A 14,987-nucleotide genomic window follows, 5' to 3' on the forward strand; every position below is an offset into this window, starting at 1 on the left:
GCGCATGGCGTTGGCCCCTTGTCCTGTGGAGTGGCCATGGTCCATTGCTGGGATTGCCGGTTCGTAGGACAGGGTTCGAAGCCTCGTGTCGGAATGCGCCGCGCGCTGCACGCAGCTTCGGACGACCCCCGCGTTCGCGGCTGCGCAGGCCCGAGTCGCAACGCAAGGCCGAATGCAAAAAGCCCCGCAGCGCGGGGCTTTCGTGCCTGCAGGCGCGCTTACTTGCCGAACATCTTCGTCACGTGCTGCCAGCCGCGCAGCAGGAAGCCTGCGCGCTCGACATCGGCCTGCGCGACCAGCGGGGCTTCCGCGATCGGCTTGCCGTTCGAGCTGGCGACCACCTTGCCGATCACGGCGCCCTTGGCAACGGGCGCCTCCAGGGCAGGCTTGAGCTGCGCGGAGGTCTGCACCTGCTGGCCGCGCGGCACCGTCACCGTCCACGGCGCTCCCAGCACCGCGGGCACGGTGTCGACCTTGCCGAAGTCGACCTTTGCCGTGGCGACCACGGCTTCCGGCGGAATCGGCGCGGCCTTCTCGAAGTTGCTGAAGCCCCACCCCAGCAGCGTGCGCGACTGGTCGGCGCGGGCCTGCGCGCTCCTCGTGTTGAGGATCACGGAGATGAGGCGCATGCCGTTGCGCTTGGACGAGGTGACCAGGCAGTAGCCCGCTTCCTCGGTGTGGCCCGTCTTCAGGCCGTCGACCGTGGGGTCGGTGTAGAGCAGCGCGTTGCGGTTGCCCTGCTTGATGCCGTGGAAGGTGAACTCGCGTTCGGCGTAGATCGGGTAGTACTCCGCGCTGTCGCGGATGATCGCGCGCGCCAGGATCGCGAGGTCGCGCGCGGAGGCCTTGTGCGCCGGATCGGGCAGGCCGGTGGCGTTGACGAAATGCGTGTGCGTCATGCCCAGCCGCTGGGCTTCGGCGTTCATGAGCTTGGCGAAGCCTTCTTCCGAGCCGGCCATGTGCTCGGCGATCGCCTTCGACGCATCGTTGCCCGACTGGATCACGATGCCGCGCAGGATGTCGATCACCTTGGCCTGGCTGTTGAGCGGCAGGTACATGCACGACTCGCTGCTCGATCCGCGGCACCACGCGTGCTCGCTGACCGTGACCAGGTCGTCCTTCTTGAGCTTGCCGGTGCGCAGTGCCTGCTCGACCAGGTAGCTGGTCATCATCTTGGTCAGCGAGGCCGGCGGCAGCGGTTCGTCGGCATTGGCCGAGGCCAGCACCTGGCCGGAGTCGAAGTCCATCAGCAGCCAGGCCTTGGCGGCCAGGGCCGGCGCACCGCCGGCCACGGCGGACTCGCCGACGGCAGGCGCCGGTGCGGCCGCATCCGCGCTCGGCTTCTTCTGCGCGGCGGCCTTGGCGGCATGGCGCGGCGCCGCGATGGATTCGGGACTGGTGCTCAGGGTGGCCGCGGCAACGGCGAGGACGAGGGCGGCGAGGGGAAAACGGTTCGTGTGCATGGCGTTCATGGGGAGAACGAGCATTGTGGCCGATCGTGCGCCGCTTGTTGGCCGTTGCGGCGCTAGCGAATTCCTCCTGCCGCCTTACACATCAGCTTGCGAATGCTGCCGGCGCGGCGGCGCGTGCACCACCCCGGCGCACCCGCACCGGCACGTTCGCGGCAGTTGCGCTTCCTCAAGCATCCGCGCGGAGCGTGAGCCCGGCACGCCTGCTGCGCGAATACATTGCGCCATCGTCGGTTATGAGGTGCGCATTTGGTTCGCTTGCTTGAATACGAAGGTCATGTGATCGCGCTTGCGGTGCTGCCCGAACAGGGCCGCTGGGGCTATCGCATCGACGACGGGCCCGTGTGCACCTTGAACCAGCTTCGTGCACCGATGCCGGAAGCGGACCTCCTCGTCGAAGCCGAGATGGCGGCCAGGCGGGAGGTGGACCGATTGCATGCGCGGCACCATCGCCTCCGGGCCGTCATGGAACGACCCGAAACGAAGCGGCGCGCGTAGGACGCCTGGGCCGGCGTCCCTCAGGGAGCGTCGGAGCGCCGGCGCGTATCGGCGGTGAGCTCGCCCAGTGCCGTCGGCACCCTGCTGGAGCAAGAGGAGCAGGACTTGGACAAGCGCGGGTTGCGCTCGCCGCACGAGGGGCACTTGCGCGTGGTCCGGCTTGCGAACACGTAGCCGACACCGCCGATCAGGATGGCGCAGGCCAGCAGCACCCATGTCAGCAGGTGATACCCGGACTCCGTGGTGACCAGCCCCGCGAACACGATGGCCGCCAGGAGGCAGCACCATGCCATGCCGTAGAAGATGAAGCGCATAGACCCTGGACGATAACGAAAGTGGTGGACGCCGTGCTGACGACCGGCACCTTTCTGCACGCTCCGGCGCTACGCTTGCCCCATTTGGGGAGAAGATCCATGAGCGAGTACACCGAGGGCACCCCCCTGACCTACGGCATGCTCCGGGAAGCCCTCGACGGGTGCGGCATGGCCGTCGGATTCGCGCTGGCCGGCGCGCTCAACACCGCCGGCACGCCGCGCACCCGTGTCCTGAGCATTGCGGAGAGCCTGCAGACCCTGTCGATCGACGGCCGCTTCCCCGGGCCCGCCGGGCACTGCATGGACGGGATCGTGCAGGGGATGCAGTCCTTCCTGATGTCCGGCGAGAAGGACGCAGGCGCACCGCTGCTGTAGCGCGCCGGCAGCGGCGCTGCAAGGCCGGTCAGCATCGCTGCAATTGCGGCTTCAGGATGTTGAGCTCCGCGGCGCAGCGGCGCCGCGCACCGCCGTCACCTTCTCGCGGGACGGCGAGTGTCGCCGCATCGACGATCGTGAAGTACCCGTCGGACCAGCCGCCGGTCTCGATGCAGAGGATGTTGCCGCTCCAGCGCGGCCGGCCGAGGGTGGTGTGGCCGACGACCACGGCATGCACGCCCGACACGCAGCCGCCGATGTCGCGCCTGAACCGCCGGCGCGAGTTCACTGCCGCCTCCAGTGCCATGCGCTGGTGCGGCGGCCGGCAGGTCTCCCTTCGCAATTGCTGCCGGAACTCCGCCCACGACGCCGAGGGCACGTCGGCGTGCACCAGGCCGACCAGGCCGGCGGGCGTTTCGATCTCGATGGCGACCGGCAACTGCGCGAAGACGGCCGCGCGATGTTCCCGCACCGGGGGCGGGACGTCGATGTTCCACGCGCCGCCATTCCAGGCGTACGTCTGGGCGTCCAGGTCGCCGCGGGCCCAGTCGAGCGCCGCGCGTTCGTGGTTCCCCAGGATGCTGTGCAGCCACGGCTGCTTGAGCCATTCGAAGGCTTCGGCGGACTCGGGGCCCCGATCGACCAGGTCTCCGACGCAGAAGAGGCGATCGACGCGCTCGTCGAAGGCGATGCGATCGAGCGCCTTCCTCAGCCGGCTGAAGGCACCGTGCACGTCGCCCACGATCAGGTCGCGGCCCGCGGTGTTCGCCGCATAGTGGTCGATGCACAGGGGGGGAGAGGGTGGATTCAAGGTCGGTACAGCCAGGTGGATGTCGCCCGGTTGCCCCGGCGCGCCCCAACGAGAGGCAGCGAGACAGTACCTGACCCAGGCAGATCCACCATCCTCCTCATGAGTGAGGAGGAGACGCCCGGGGACAGGACGGGGCAGGCGCTACCTCCTCAGGCACTCGTCCATGAACTTCCGGCGTTCCTCTCCGCCCTTTCCCCGCGCCTGCGCGTTGCATGCCATCAGCACCTCCTGCAGGCGCTTGCGGCCGTTCGACAGGCAGCCGGAGATGTACCTGTTGCGGCTCTCGCCGGTGAGTTCCCGGTACTTCGCCTCGGCGTTGCAGGTGGTCACGAGCTGCTGCTGCGGGCTGGCCTCCCTGATCTTCTGCGCCGGGGCGGCGACGCTGCTCGCCGCGAGCGCCAGTACCACGATGGTTTGCTTCATGATGGACTCCGGTGGGGCGCATTCGACCCCGCAGCCGCCGGCCGGGGAGCGCCGGGAGACAATGCCCGCTCTTCGGGAAGTTCATCCGTGAGATCCTCGGTCGCATCACTCCGTTCCGACGCGCTGGCCTTCGTGCGCCGTCCCCTGTTCCGCGAGGGCGCCGTGGAGGCCGTCCCGATGGCCATCGGCATCGCCGCCTGGGGCCTGGTCGCCGGCGTGGCCATGGCCAAGAGCGGGATGGGCGTGCCGCTGGCGATCTTCATGTCGGTCCTGGTCTATGCGGGCTCGGCCCAGATCGCGGCCCTGCCGCTGATCGCGGCCGGCGCGCCGATGTGGGTGGTCTGGATCACCACGCTGTGCGTCAGCCTGCGCTTCATGGCCTTCAGTTTCCACTACCGGCCCTATTTCGTGCACCTGCCGCGCCGGCAACGCGTCGCGCTCAGCTTCATGATGGGCGACAGCAGCTTCGCCCTGTTCATCCGCCGCTTTCCCGAGCCCCTGCCCGGGCCCCGCTACGAGGACTACTTCCTGGGCGGCTCGCTGGTCACCTTCGGCGTCTGGCAGGTGTCCATCGTCACCGGGATCCTGATGGGCCACGGCATCCCCGCCTCCTGGAACCTGGGTTTCGCGGGCACCATGGCCCTGCTGGCCCTGACCTGCACGCAGTTGCGCAGCCCGGTCACCTGGGTGGCTGCGGTGGTCGCCGGCTGCGCAGCAGTGGCCGCGTACGCGCTGCCGCTCAAGTTGAACATCGTCGTCGCGATCGCGGCGGCGGTGGCCGTCGGCGTGCTCGCCGACCGGGCGCCGGCGCTGCACCGCGGAGCCAGGCCGTGACGGGGCTCGAGATCTTCCTCACCACCGTCGGCATGGCGCTGATCACGCTGGGCTGCCGCGCCTTCTTCCTGGTACCCAGGCAGGACCTGCCGATGCCTTCCTGGTTGCGCGAAGGGCTGCGCTACGCGCCCATCGCCGCGCTCGCCGCCGTGGTCGCCCCCGAGCTGGTCCTGACGCAGGGGCACCTGGTCGCCACCTGGCACGACGCGCGCATCTTCGGCGCCCTGGCCGGCCTGGCGTTCTATGTCTGGCGCCGCAGCCTGTTCGGCACCATCGTCTGCGGCACCGGCGTGATGCTGGCGCTGCGCTTCGGGCTGGGCTGGTAGCGCCACCGGTCCGCTCAGCGGCGCTGGCGCCTTGGCTCGCGGCTGACGCGGGCTTGCGGCCTTTCCCTGCCGTTGCTGCGTACGCGTGGTGGGACGCTCGAGTCATTCAATCGATGGCAGGAGATTTCGATGGCTTCCAGCAAGAGCAGCAGCAGCACGCGCGGACGCAACCAGGACCGCGCCCGCGTGGCCGGTGGACAGGAGCACGAGGTGCGCTACGAAGCGAAGAAGACCTCCGCCTCCGCCGCCGACGTCAAGCGCGCGATCAAGAGCGAGGGCAACTCGCGCCGCAAGGTCGAGAGCAAGCTGGGCAAGTGAGCGCGTCGCCCCGATCGCGCGTCTTCGCACTAGGATCGCCGGCATGCCTGGCCTGCCGCCAGCAAGAACAACGCCTTTGAGAGCATGACCGACGCAATGCTGCGCGACGCGGTCCGCCGGATCGGCGAGGAGGCCAACGCCTCCGCGATCGCGGTCGCGGCCTACGATTTCGAGCACCACACGGCGTGGTCGCTCAACCCCGCCCGCTGGTTCCACGCCGCGAGCACGATCAAGGTTCCGGTGCTGCTGTCCGTGTACGAGGCGATCGAGCAGCGCCGCTTCGAGCCGCACTCGCGGGTGCACGTGCGCAACCGCTTCCACAGCGTGGTCGACGGCCAGGCCTTCCGCGTGCCGCAGGGAAGCGATGCCAATGCCGACGTCCACGCGGCGATCGGGCGCATGCTCACGGTGCACGAGCTGGCCGAGCACATGATCGTGACGAGCAGCAACCTCGCCACCAACCTGCTGCTCGACCTCGTCGGCGTGGAGGCCGCGCGCGCGGCCCTCGTGCGCCTGCACCTGAGCGGCATCGACCTGCAGCGCGGCGTGGAGGACGAGGCGGCCTGGGAAGCCGGCATCAACAACCGCGTGACCGCGGCCGGCCTGTGCGACGCCCTGCGCCTGATCGAGGAGGGCAAGGCCATCTCGCCCGAGGCCTCGCAGGCCATGCTCGACATCCTGCACCAGCAGCGGTTCCGCAGCGGGATCCCCGCCGGCCTGCCGGAGGATGCGCGCGTGGCCCACAAGACGGGCGAGATATCGACCGTGGCGCACGACGCCGGCATCGTCTACCTCAATGGCCGCGATGCCTATGTCGTCGTGATCCTCACCGAATGGGCCCCGGACGTGAACGGGCGGCAGGAGACGATCGCGCGCATCTCGCGCGCGGTGTACGAGTACATGACCGGGGGCGCGCAATGAGCGTGCTGCCGCTGCCCCTGGTGCGCGCCGACGACCTGCCGCGCGAGATCAGGCAGGTGCTGCGGCCCGGCGAGACGCTGCAGGATCGCTCGGGCACTGCGCGCGTGCTGCCCTCGTCCTTCCTGCGGGTGGATTCGTGGCGGCAGGCGCAGGAAACGCCGCTGACCCCGCACTTCACCCTCTCGGAGCTCATTGGCGTGGACGTGCGCGAAGCGCCGCAGGCGCGGTCCTACCCGCGCTACGTCCCCTGCACGCTGGTCCTGCTGGCGAGCGCGCTCGAACTGCTCCGGCTCGACGTCGACACCTATGTGCACGTGGCGGCCAACGGCGGGTACCGCTCGCCGGGGCACGCCCTGAGCCGGCATGCCTCGCGCCATTGCTGGGGCACCGCGGCCAACATCTACCGCATCGGCGACACCTACCTCGACTCGCGCGAGGAGATCGAGAAGTACGCGGCCATCGCACGGCGCGTGATCCCCGGCGTGTGGGTACGGCCTTACGGCCAGGGCGAGGGCGAGGCCGACGATCACCTGCACATCGACCTCGGCTACACGGTGTTCGAGCCGGTGAACGCGCAGGAAAGCGGCAAATCCACGGAAGCAAGCTGAATGGCCGACCTCAAGAAGCTGGAGCACCCCTCCGCGCCGGAGCGCCTGCGTCTCGCGGCGATGGGGCTGGAGGCAGAGTGCTCCCTGATGCTCGACGACCAGCCGACGCGGCCGGAGGCCTTATTCGGCAGCCCGCGCGATTTCATCCGCGGCGAGCTGATGCACCGGCAGGGCACCTCGTACCACCTGCCGACCGGGGGCGCCGTCTACTTCGACACCGGCGTGATCGAGGTGGCGACGCCGGTGGTCGAGATCGAGCGTGGTTGTGCGGCGCGGGCCGGGCGCTCGCTGTGGGAAGCGCTCCAGTTCATTCGCCACGAACTCGACGACTGGGATGCCCGCAACCGCCACCGGACGCGGCTCGTGGGCTTCAGCGCGCACTACAACGTGTCCTTCGAGCTGCCGCCCGGCCAGGCGGCCAACGGGCGCACGATCGAGAAGCTCGCGCTGCTGCTCACGTACATCCTGCCTGCGCCGGTGATGCTGCTGGCCACCAACCGGCGTTCCACCGGTGTCGGCGTGCGTCCGCGCAAGGACCGCATCGAGATCACCTCGGATTTCACGCCGAGCCCCGCGCTCATGATCGCGGCGGCGACGCTGATCGTCGGCGTCGTGCGCGAGGTGATGACGTGGCCCAGCTATGAACTCGACGAGCTCTCCCGGCACGAGATCCCCGTCATCAGCGGCTTCCAGCCGATGCCCCACACCTCGCGTAAGGGCTGGCTGGCGCGCTTCACCTGCTATCCGGAGAACCCGTTCACCTGCGACATCGACAAGGACATGTGGCAGACGGAGCGGCATGGCGAGCTCGGCCTGCGGGCGATTGCGGGCTCCACCGTGCGTCACTTCCTGCGTTCGATCCGCCGCGTTTCCGATCCCTTCACGTTCCGCCTGATCGGCGCGGTGATGAGCGGGCGCAGTCCGTCGCTCCTCGACCTGGAAGACCGACCGGAGGCGTACGAGGACGTCGGCAAGCTGTGCGCCTGGGACGAGCGGTCCTCCCCGGCGCAGCTGGCGCGCTCGCGTTACGAGCGCGTCGTGATGCGAGCGGTCTCCGGGCAGCAGCTGGGCCTCGACGGCGAGCGCCTGCGGCCCGTCGGCATGAGCGGCTGGTCCGCGGTCGTGTTCCGGCGCGAGGACAACCGGCGCGAGGTGATCGCGATCGACGACCTCATCGCGCGACTGGACGAGTGGGAGCGGCCGTAGCGGCGGCCGGTCGCCCTGGCCGGCGGAGGGTCAGCGCCAGCCGCAGTGGCCGGCGCACTTGCCGTCCTGCACGCAGTCGACCGGCGTGAGGCAGGGCTTTTCCTGCTTGCGTTCCTCCAGCGGGAAGCGTCCCGCGACGGCGCCCGCCGCCTGCGCGGCTGGCGCGCCTGCGCCCCTCGAAGGCCGGTCGAACCCGCCGTGGGGCATGCCCACGTGACGCAGCGCGGGTTCGCGCCAGGCCACGAACGAGAGGAAGAAGATGACGCCGGTGAATGCGAGGAGGTAGTACATGGCTCGGTGCGCGTAGCGATGCAATGCAGTTTGCAACCGCAGGCGCCAGGCCGGCCTTGACCCGCATCACGCGCGCCGGGGATGCGGCGCGGGCAGCGTCCGAGCTTGAGATGGATCAGGGACGCATGCGGCTTCCGGCGCATTCTTCGTCGCGCCGGTCGGTCGCAGCGGGCCCACCGTTCGTGCCTCGCGTCAGTTTCTTCGCACCCCGGGAGGTGCGCGGGTCCTGCACGCGCCGGCACAGCCGCGGCGCACAGTGACCCAACCATTCACCGAGAGGCCACCATGGCACGCATCCGCACGCAAGCAGTCCGCCGAGTCGAGCACCGCAAGGCCTTGCAGCCGCAGATGGCGGGCGACGCCCTGCTGGATCCGGCATGGCAATCGCGCCACAAGGAGGCGCCCCACGACGACGGCAGCGCGCCGAACGCCGGCCGCTCCGGGCGCACGGGTGCGCGCGCCGAGCGTCCGTCCGAGGGCGGCAAGGGCACCAGCGAGCAGTCGGGCAGGAGCGAGCCCGCGCGCACGAAGGCACCTTCGCCATCGTCCTGAGGGGAGCTTCGACCCCTCAGTTCGCGGGCAGGCGCGCCCGCACCGCCGCCACGAGGGTCTCGATCGCCGACGGCGGGAACGGCGACACGCTGCTCACGTTGATCTCGCACAGCACGTAGCGCTCGGCGCCGTCGGGGCCGCGTTCACCGAACAGGAAGTCGCAATCCCACAGCAGCGGCAGCCGCTCGCGCGGCAAGCCGACGCGCTCGCGCAGCATCTCCACCCAGCGCGTTTCGAGCAAGGCCTGCAGGCCGCGGAACGAGGGCAGCGCCTGCGCGTAATACAGCCGGGGCCCGGGCTGCGGCGCGGGCTGGCCGGGCGCGCCGGGATGCAGCGCATTGATCTCCTGGTGCCCGAATCCGGCGACGCGGTCCTCGACGAGATAGGCGCGCACCATGCCGTCCACCAGGCGCGGCTGCCAGGCCTGGTCGATCAGGTGGCCGCCGTTGGCGGCCTCGAAGTACGGCGCCAGGCGTGCCAGCAGCGAGGGCAGGTCCATCGTCTCTTCCTCGCTGCCGCGTTGGGCGTGACGCACGCGCAGCAAGCCCGCGCTGCGCGAGCGGTCGGCCAGCTCGACGCGCCACACCCCGATGCCGCTGTGGCCCCGGTGCTGCTTGAGCACGCGCGCACCGCCCTGCAGGCGCACGGGTAATTGCGCTTCGAGCTGGTCGAGGGTGTCGATGCGGTGCACCTCGCTGCCGAACGGCAGGTCGCGGGTGTCGAACAGCACGTCCTTGGTGCCGAGCTTGAGGATCGCGTCCGGATGTGCACTGACGATTACGCCGGCGTCTGCCGCGCGGCGCAGCATCGCGTCGAGCCGGTCGCGCCGGCGCCCGCCCTCGACCGGGTTGCACCAGACGAGCACCAGGGCGCACGCGCGCAACTGCGCCTCGACTTCATCGGCGAAGTCGTCGTGGTAGATGGCCGGGACGGCGGGCGTGCCGGCGTGTGCGAAGGCCTCGAACAGGGCGGCAAAACGGCTCTCGGCCGGATCCCGGCGCTCGCGCAGCGCGCGGTCTCCGGGGTAGAGCAAGGCGACGGTGGAACGGGGCAAGATCGCGCTCCTTCAGCGGGCGTCGGGCCCGGGCATGAGGAGCAGAACCTGGAGGCGCGGGCCTCTTGGGAGGGCGGGGAGTCTGCTCGTGACCCCACCGCCGCGATTGTAGCGGCGCCGCTTCTTGCCATCGGCAGGGGCTGCGGTTAGGGTGCCGCACCTGCAAACTCCGATCTCCGGCCATGTCGCTCGTGCTCTATGGACATCCCTTTTCCTCGTACACGCAGAAGGTGCTGATCGCGCTGTACGAGAACGGCACCGCCTTCGCGTTCCGCTGCCTCGGGCCGGAGACGCCGCAGCACGCGGCCGAGTGGCTGCGCCGCTGGCCGCTGGCCAAGTTCCCGCTGCTCGTGGACGGCGAACGCAGCGTGGTCGAGACGAGCATCATCATCGAGTACCTGCAGCTCGTGCACGCCGGGCCGGTGCGCCTGCTGCCCGACGATCCCATGGCCGCGCTCGGGGTGCGCTTCCTCGACCGCTTCTTCGACCTGCACGTGATGAGCCCGGTCCAGCACGCGGTCAGCGGTGCGCTGACCGGCGATGCGACCAGGCGCGCGGAGGGGCTCGGCTTCGCCCAGGAGAAGCTGGAGCGCGCCTATGCGTGGCTCGAAAGCGAGCTGGCCGGGCGGACCTGGGCCGCCGGCGCGAACTTCACGCTGGCCGACTGCGCGGCGGCTCCCTCGCTGTTCTATGCCGACTGGACGCACCGGATCTCCGACGCCTATCCCGTGCTGCGCGCGTACCGGGCGCGGCTGCTCGAACGTCCCTCGTTCGCGCGGGCCGTCGAGGAGGCGCGGCCATTGCGCCATCTGTTCCCGCTGGGGGCGCCCGACCGCGACTGAAATGAGGTCGCCGGCGCCTGCGAGGCGCAGGGTTCAGCTTGCTGCGGCAATTGGATGCGCGTATCATTGCTCCAGCAAGAAAAGTCGGAGAGCCCCGCATGGAAAAAGCAGCCGCGATGCGCGACCCGGCCGCCGCCGGCGCCGTGCTGACCAAGGCCCTCGTCAGGGCCGGCGAGTTCCTGGCGCTGCCGAATGTCGTCGTCGCGCGGGCGGTGGGCGTCAGCGAGTCGCACATGTCGCGCATGGCCAGCGGCAAGGCGCAGCTGGAGATCGGCACCAAGCCGGCCGAACTGGCGGCGCTGGTGATCCGGGTGTACCGGTCGCTCGACGCCCTGGTGGGCAACGACGACGCCCAGCGGCGCAAGTGGATGGCGAGTTTCAACCGCGCCTTCAACGAGGCGCCGAAGGAAGCGATCCAGAAGGTCGAAGGCCTGGCGCGCGTGGTGCAGTACCTCGATGGCGCGCGGGCGCTGATCTGAATGCCGTGGTCGCGCGACTGGCTCGCCGCGGCGGCGCCGCAACGGCGGGATCTCTGGCGCGGGGTGGAGGCGCAGCACCGCGTCGCCACCATGAAGCTCGCCGACAGCCTGCATGACCAGGAGCTGCTCGAACAACTGCTGGAGGCGAGCAAGCCGAAACCGCCGCCGGAGGCTGCGGGCATGGACTACCTCCTCTTCACGCCGTTCCGGTACACCTCGCCATGGCCCTCGCGCTTTCGCCGGCCCGGTGAACCGGGCGCCTGGTACGGAGCGGACGATGCGGCGACGGTCGCCGCGGAAATCGCGTACTGGCGGTGGCGGTTCTTCATGGATTCGGACGGCCTGCGCGAAGAGCAGGTCCTGACGGAGCACACCTTCTTCCAGGCCCGGTTCGAAGGCCTGGAGCTGGATCTCACGGCGGCACCCTGGGCCGCCGAGCGCGCGACCTGGCGCGATCCGCAGAACTATGCGGCATGCCAGGAACTCGCGCGCGCCGCGCGCGCCGTCGCGCCGCCGGTGCAGGCGATCCGCTACGAGAGCGCCCGCCGGGAGGGCGGCTGGTGCGAGGTGGTGTTCGACCCGCGCAGCCTGCGCCGGCCCCGCCAGCACCTGCAGCAGACGTGGACCTGCAAGACGACGAAGCAGCGGGTGCTGCTGTCGCACGACACGGATCGCCTGCAGTTCGACATGGCGTGACGCGCCCCAGCGCGCGCGGGCGTGCGCCTCACGCCCGGCTAAGAGAAGCCTCAGTCCCGGCTAAGGACGCTTTCCTAGAGTGGTCGGACGGTTGGTGCCGCTGCAAGCAGTCCGGCATCGACCGCGAAGACACCGTCCCACCACTCACTCAGAGGAACCGTCATGAACCGCTACCTGATCGCCTCCGTGCTGGCCGTCGCCGCCGCCTCCACCAGTGTCGCCTTCGCCGACGACATCACCGTCGACCCGCATCCCTTCGTGCCCGCGGCCACGCGCGCCGAAGTGCAGGCGCAGCTGCAGCAATACCGCGCTGCGCGCGTCAACCCGTGGTCGACCAGCTACAACCCGCTCGCCCGCTTCCAGAGCGCGAAGACGCGTGCCGAGGTCAGCGCCGAATTCCTGCAGGCCCGCGACGAGGTCGCTGCCCTGAACGCGGAAGACAGCGGCTCCTCGTGGCTGTCGGCGCAAATGCGGCGCCCGGCCGCGCCCGTCATGGCCGGCACGCCGCTGCTGGCCCGGTGACTGCGCCGGACAGGTGGCCGGGAATCTTCAGCCGCCGGCGTTGCGCGGCGCGGCTCCCGGCTGCGCCGAGGCGTGCGTTTCCACGTGCACGCCCCGCACGAGCCTGGCATGCATCCCCAGCGCCCGCTTGACGAACACCGCGCGCACGCGGTGCGTCAGGGACTTCGCGCCCAGCGTGAGGGCCGCCAGCGCGTCGGGTGCGGTGGTCAGGCGCTCCAGGCCCTCGGGCGTGACGAGGTAGGTGTCGGAGTGCCGGTAGCCGCCGTGGCCGGCCTCGTAGAGCCCCGGCTCGATCGAGATCACCATGTTCGCGGCCAGCACGTCGGTGCTGCCTTCGGCGATCCAGGGCCGCTCGTGGTTGCCCAGGCCGAAGCCGTGGCCCACGCGGTGCAGGCGCAGGGACGGGCCCCATCCCTGCTCGCCGAGGAAGCGGTTCACCGCCGCATCGATGTCGTGGCAGGCCGCGCCCGGCCGCGCGAGGGAGATGGCCAGTGCACGCGCGGCCTGCATCAGCGCGAAGCGCTCGCGCTCCGGCGCCGAGGGCGGCGCGGTGAAGAAGGTCCGCTCGCATTCCGCCGCGTAGCCGTTCACGCGCGTCAGCGCCAGCGCCACGTGGGGGCCGCCTTCGAGCTTCATGCGAAACGGCGGCACCGCGTGCGGTTCGGCCGACAGCGGCGCGGGCCAGGGCGCGGCGATCGATTTCGTCGCCAGCGGATCGAGATCGGGCACTTCCCTGAGCATCTTGCGCTGCAGGCCGCTCGCGGCCGCGTACGCTTCGGCCACCGTGGCGCCGAAATAGCTGGCCTGCAGCATCTTCATGACCGCCCAGTCGGCGTACTTCGCGGCCCGGCGCACCCGCGCGATCTCCCACGGGCTCTTGACCAGCCGCAGCGGCCCCAGCACGTCGCCCGGCCGGCCGCCGGCGCGCAGGAACAGCTCCGCGATCTCGAACGGCGTGCCCGGCTCGAACAGGAAGGGCGCAGCGAGCAGTTCGCCCACGCGGTCGGTCCAGCACTGCCCGGCGGGCGCCGGATACTCCCGATAGACGTGGATGCCGGCGGGCTCGACACCCCAGGCCTTTTCCAGGTGCGTGCGCTCCAGCATCGGCACCAGCAGCCGGTAGTCGGGCGAGGCGGCGTCCACCAGCAGGAGGACGGGCCGCTCCAGCGGCTCGCAGGTGGCGCCCGTCAGGTAGTAGATCGCGTCCTGCGAGGTGAGGACCAGCCGCGGCACCTCCAGCGCACGCAGGCTTTGCTGCACGGCGGCGCGGCGCCGCGCGAACTCGTCGCCGGTCGCCGCCGGCCACATCGAATGCATCGTTGGGCTCCTCTTCCGCTGGGCCTCCATCCTAGCCGCGTGGATGGGCCAGGAAGAAGCGGAGCATCTCGGCGGTCGCGTCCGGGCCGGCGGGATCCGTGAACGAGCCCTCCCGGCTGCCGCCCGACCAGGCGTGGCCGCTTCCATGCACGACCCAGTGTTCGGCCAGCACCGTCCCGTCGGGCGCGCGGTGCACGTGGCGGGTGTAGCCGCGACCGCCCCCGGCCCGCTGGCGCTCCACCTGCGCCTGCGCCGGCGCGCCGCCGACGCTCCCGGTGACCACGTGATCGCCGTTGGCGGGGTGCACCGTCGCGTCCGCATCGCCGTGGAACACGATCGTCGGCACGCCGGGGCGGGTGTTCGCGGCGGCCGCACCGGTGCGCATGGCGGCGAGGGCGGAGGGCAGGTCCTTCGCGGCACCGGCCGCCAGCCCGGAGTGCACGCCGGCGGCGGCAAAGAGTTCGGGGTAGGCCTCACCGAGAATAGCGGCCATCGCGCCTCCGGCCGACAGGCCGGCGACGTAGACGCGCCGCGGATCGATGCCGTGGCGTGCCATGACCTGGCGCGTCATTGCCGCCAGCAGCGCCGGCTCCCCGCGTCCGCGCTGCTGGTGGCTGTGCTTGAACCAGTTCCAGCAGCGTTGCGGATTGGCCTGCTGCGACTGCGCCGGATAGAGCACGAAGCAGCCGTGCGCGCGCGCCGCCTCGTTCATGCGGGTGCCGCGGGCGAAATCGTCGGGATCCTGGGTGCAGCCGTGCAGCATCAGCACCAGGGGCAGCGGCCGCTCGCCCGCGTGCGGCGGGATGTACAGCTTGTAGTTCCGCTGCATGCGCCCGTCGGAGAAGCGGCCGGCCACGAAGGCGTCCGCCTCCTCGCCCGGCGCCGGCGGGCGTTCGGGCTTGTCCACTTCCGCGGGGTGCGGGCGGGGCGGCGCGAGCTCGCGCGCTTCGACGTCGATCACGATGCCGTCGGCGGCGGGTGCGCTGGCGGCCGCGCGTTCCGCAGCCTTGTTTCCGTGCAGGGCCGCCTGGATCGCGGCGGTGGCGGCCTGCAGGTCGCCGCCGCGCACGAGTCGGGCGGCATCGGCCATGAGGCGCTGGAATTCGGGGGTCATGCTGGTTCTTCGTGGGC

The 14,987-nt window shown here is 70.7% G+C and carries 21 protein-coding genes; 13 read left to right on the plus strand and 8 right to left on the minus strand.

Annotated elements, in window-relative coordinates; genetic code table 11:
• Positions 1 to 218 precede the first annotated feature (218 nt).
• The gene (locus JI746_RS03315; RefSeq protein WP_330892930.1) at positions 219 to 1,472 is read right to left on the minus strand and encodes a D-alanyl-D-alanine carboxypeptidase family protein; all 1,254 of its coding nucleotides are present in this window, start codon (positions 1,470 to 1,472) and stop codon (positions 219 to 221) included.
• Between the two features lie 255 nt (positions 1,473 to 1,727).
• Here JI746_RS03315 and JI746_RS03320 point away from each other — a divergent pair, with 255 nt between their 5' ends.
• Positions 1,728 to 1,967: a hypothetical protein gene (locus JI746_RS03320; protein WP_201687377.1), complete on the plus strand. Its 240-nt coding sequence runs from the start codon at positions 1,728 to 1,730 to the stop codon at positions 1,965 to 1,967.
• Positions 1,968 to 1,987: 20 nt separating this feature from the next.
• Here JI746_RS03320 and JI746_RS03325 read toward each other — a convergent pair whose 3' ends face one another.
• Positions 1,988 to 2,281: a hypothetical protein gene (locus tag JI746_RS03325; protein WP_201687378.1), complete on the minus strand. Its 294-nt coding sequence runs from the start codon at positions 2,279 to 2,281 to the stop codon at positions 1,988 to 1,990.
• A gap of 99 nt (positions 2,282 to 2,380) precedes the next feature.
• Here JI746_RS03325 and JI746_RS03330 point away from each other — a divergent pair, with 99 nt between their 5' ends.
• Positions 2,381 to 2,656, plus strand: coding sequence for a hypothetical protein (locus tag JI746_RS03330; RefSeq protein WP_201687379.1), 276 nt, complete (start codon positions 2,381 to 2,383; stop codon positions 2,654 to 2,656).
• 28 nt (positions 2,657 to 2,684) lie between these two features.
• Here JI746_RS03330 and JI746_RS03335 read toward each other — a convergent pair whose 3' ends face one another.
• Positions 2,685 to 3,467, minus strand: coding sequence for a metallophosphoesterase (locus JI746_RS03335; RefSeq protein WP_201687380.1), 783 nt, complete (start codon positions 3,465 to 3,467; stop codon positions 2,685 to 2,687).
• A gap of 141 nt (positions 3,468 to 3,608) precedes the next feature.
• Complete coding sequence (locus JI746_RS03340; RefSeq protein ID WP_201687381.1) at positions 3,609 to 3,890, minus strand: PsiF family protein; 282 nt, start codon at positions 3,888 to 3,890, stop codon at positions 3,609 to 3,611.
• A gap of 87 nt (positions 3,891 to 3,977) precedes the next feature.
• On the opposite strand from JI746_RS03340, the gene JI746_RS03345 reads away from it, so the two are divergent.
• The 6 genes from JI746_RS03345 to JI746_RS03370 all read left to right on the plus strand — a co-directional run bounded on the left by JI746_RS03345 (position 3,978) and on the right by JI746_RS03370 (position 8,103).
• Positions 3,978 to 4,724 carry an AzlC family ABC transporter permease gene (locus JI746_RS03345; protein WP_330892931.1) on the plus strand — a complete coding sequence of 249 codons (747 nt, stop codon included), beginning with the start codon at positions 3,978 to 3,980 and terminating at the stop codon, positions 4,722 to 4,724.
• Positions 4,721 to 5,050: an AzlD domain-containing protein gene (locus JI746_RS03350; RefSeq protein ID WP_201687382.1), complete on the plus strand. Its 330-nt coding sequence runs from the start codon at positions 4,721 to 4,723 to the stop codon at positions 5,048 to 5,050. Before JI746_RS03345 ends, JI746_RS03350 begins: the two co-directional genes overlap by 4 nt.
• Before the next feature lie 129 nt (positions 5,051 to 5,179).
• Complete coding sequence (locus tag JI746_RS03355; protein ID WP_201687383.1) at positions 5,180 to 5,368, plus strand: DUF3606 domain-containing protein; 189 nt, start codon at positions 5,180 to 5,182, stop codon at positions 5,366 to 5,368.
• A gap of 84 nt (positions 5,369 to 5,452) precedes the next feature.
• Entirely contained in the window at positions 5,453 to 6,289 is an 837-nt protein-coding gene (locus tag JI746_RS03360; protein WP_201687384.1) for a serine hydrolase, read from the plus strand.
• Positions 6,286 to 6,897 (plus strand): hypothetical protein, encoded by a 612-nt coding sequence (locus JI746_RS03365; RefSeq protein ID WP_201687385.1) that lies wholly within the window; start codon positions 6,286 to 6,288, stop codon positions 6,895 to 6,897. The genes JI746_RS03360 and JI746_RS03365 overlap by 4 nt, the downstream gene beginning before the upstream one ends.
• Positions 6,898 to 8,103, plus strand: coding sequence for a hypothetical protein (locus tag JI746_RS03370; RefSeq protein ID WP_201687386.1), 1,206 nt, complete (start codon positions 6,898 to 6,900; stop codon positions 8,101 to 8,103).
• 30 nt (positions 8,104 to 8,133) lie between these two features.
• Here the strand turns inward: JI746_RS03370 and JI746_RS03375 are convergent, their stop codons facing one another.
• A complete protein-coding gene (locus JI746_RS03375) occupies positions 8,134 to 8,394 on the minus strand; it encodes a hypothetical protein (protein WP_201687387.1) in 261 nt (86 codons plus the stop codon).
• A gap of 285 nt (positions 8,395 to 8,679) precedes the next feature.
• Between JI746_RS03375 and JI746_RS03380 the strand changes: the two genes are divergently transcribed.
• Positions 8,680 to 8,946 (plus strand): hypothetical protein, encoded by a 267-nt coding sequence (locus JI746_RS03380; RefSeq protein ID WP_201687388.1) that lies wholly within the window; start codon positions 8,680 to 8,682, stop codon positions 8,944 to 8,946.
• A gap of 16 nt (positions 8,947 to 8,962) precedes the next feature.
• Here the strand turns inward: JI746_RS03380 and JI746_RS03385 are convergent, their stop codons facing one another.
• Positions 8,963 to 10,000 (minus strand): Cj0069 family protein, encoded by a 1,038-nt coding sequence (locus JI746_RS03385; protein WP_236599547.1) that lies wholly within the window; start codon positions 9,998 to 10,000, stop codon positions 8,963 to 8,965.
• 182 nt (positions 10,001 to 10,182) lie between these two features.
• Between JI746_RS03385 and JI746_RS03390 the strand changes: the two genes are divergently transcribed.
• The 4 genes from JI746_RS03390 to JI746_RS03405 all read left to right on the plus strand — a co-directional run bounded on the left by JI746_RS03390 (position 10,183) and on the right by JI746_RS03405 (position 12,539).
• Positions 10,183 to 10,842: a glutathione S-transferase family protein gene (locus JI746_RS03390; RefSeq protein ID WP_201687389.1), complete on the plus strand. Its 660-nt coding sequence runs from the start codon at positions 10,183 to 10,185 to the stop codon at positions 10,840 to 10,842.
• Positions 10,843 to 10,940: 98 nt separating this feature from the next.
• On the plus strand, positions 10,941 to 11,321 hold the full coding sequence (locus JI746_RS03395) for an MbcA/ParS/Xre antitoxin family protein (protein WP_201687390.1): 381 nt from the start codon (positions 10,941 to 10,943) through the stop codon (positions 11,319 to 11,321).
• Entirely contained in the window at positions 11,322 to 12,017 is a 696-nt protein-coding gene (locus JI746_RS03400; protein ID WP_201687391.1) for an RES family NAD+ phosphorylase, read from the plus strand.
• Between the two features lie 162 nt (positions 12,018 to 12,179).
• On the plus strand, positions 12,180 to 12,539 hold the full coding sequence (locus JI746_RS03405) for a DUF4148 domain-containing protein (protein ID WP_201687392.1): 360 nt from the start codon (positions 12,180 to 12,182) through the stop codon (positions 12,537 to 12,539).
• A gap of 27 nt (positions 12,540 to 12,566) precedes the next feature.
• On the opposite strand, the gene JI746_RS03410 is transcribed toward JI746_RS03405, so the two are convergent.
• Together JI746_RS03410 and JI746_RS03415 are read right to left on the minus strand one after the other, a co-directional pair.
• Complete coding sequence (locus tag JI746_RS03410) at positions 12,567 to 13,856, minus strand: M24 family metallopeptidase (protein ID WP_201687393.1); 1,290 nt, start codon at positions 13,854 to 13,856, stop codon at positions 12,567 to 12,569.
• A gap of 31 nt (positions 13,857 to 13,887) precedes the next feature.
• Positions 13,888 to 14,970: an extracellular catalytic domain type 1 short-chain-length polyhydroxyalkanoate depolymerase gene (locus tag JI746_RS03415; protein ID WP_201687394.1), complete on the minus strand. Its 1,083-nt coding sequence runs from the start codon at positions 14,968 to 14,970 to the stop codon at positions 13,888 to 13,890.
• Between the last annotated feature and the right edge of the window lie 17 nt (positions 14,971 to 14,987).

This window comes from Ramlibacter alkalitolerans (assembly GCF_016722765.1).
Classification (GTDB): Bacteria; Pseudomonadota; Gammaproteobacteria; order Burkholderiales; family Burkholderiaceae_C; genus Ramlibacter; species Ramlibacter alkalitolerans.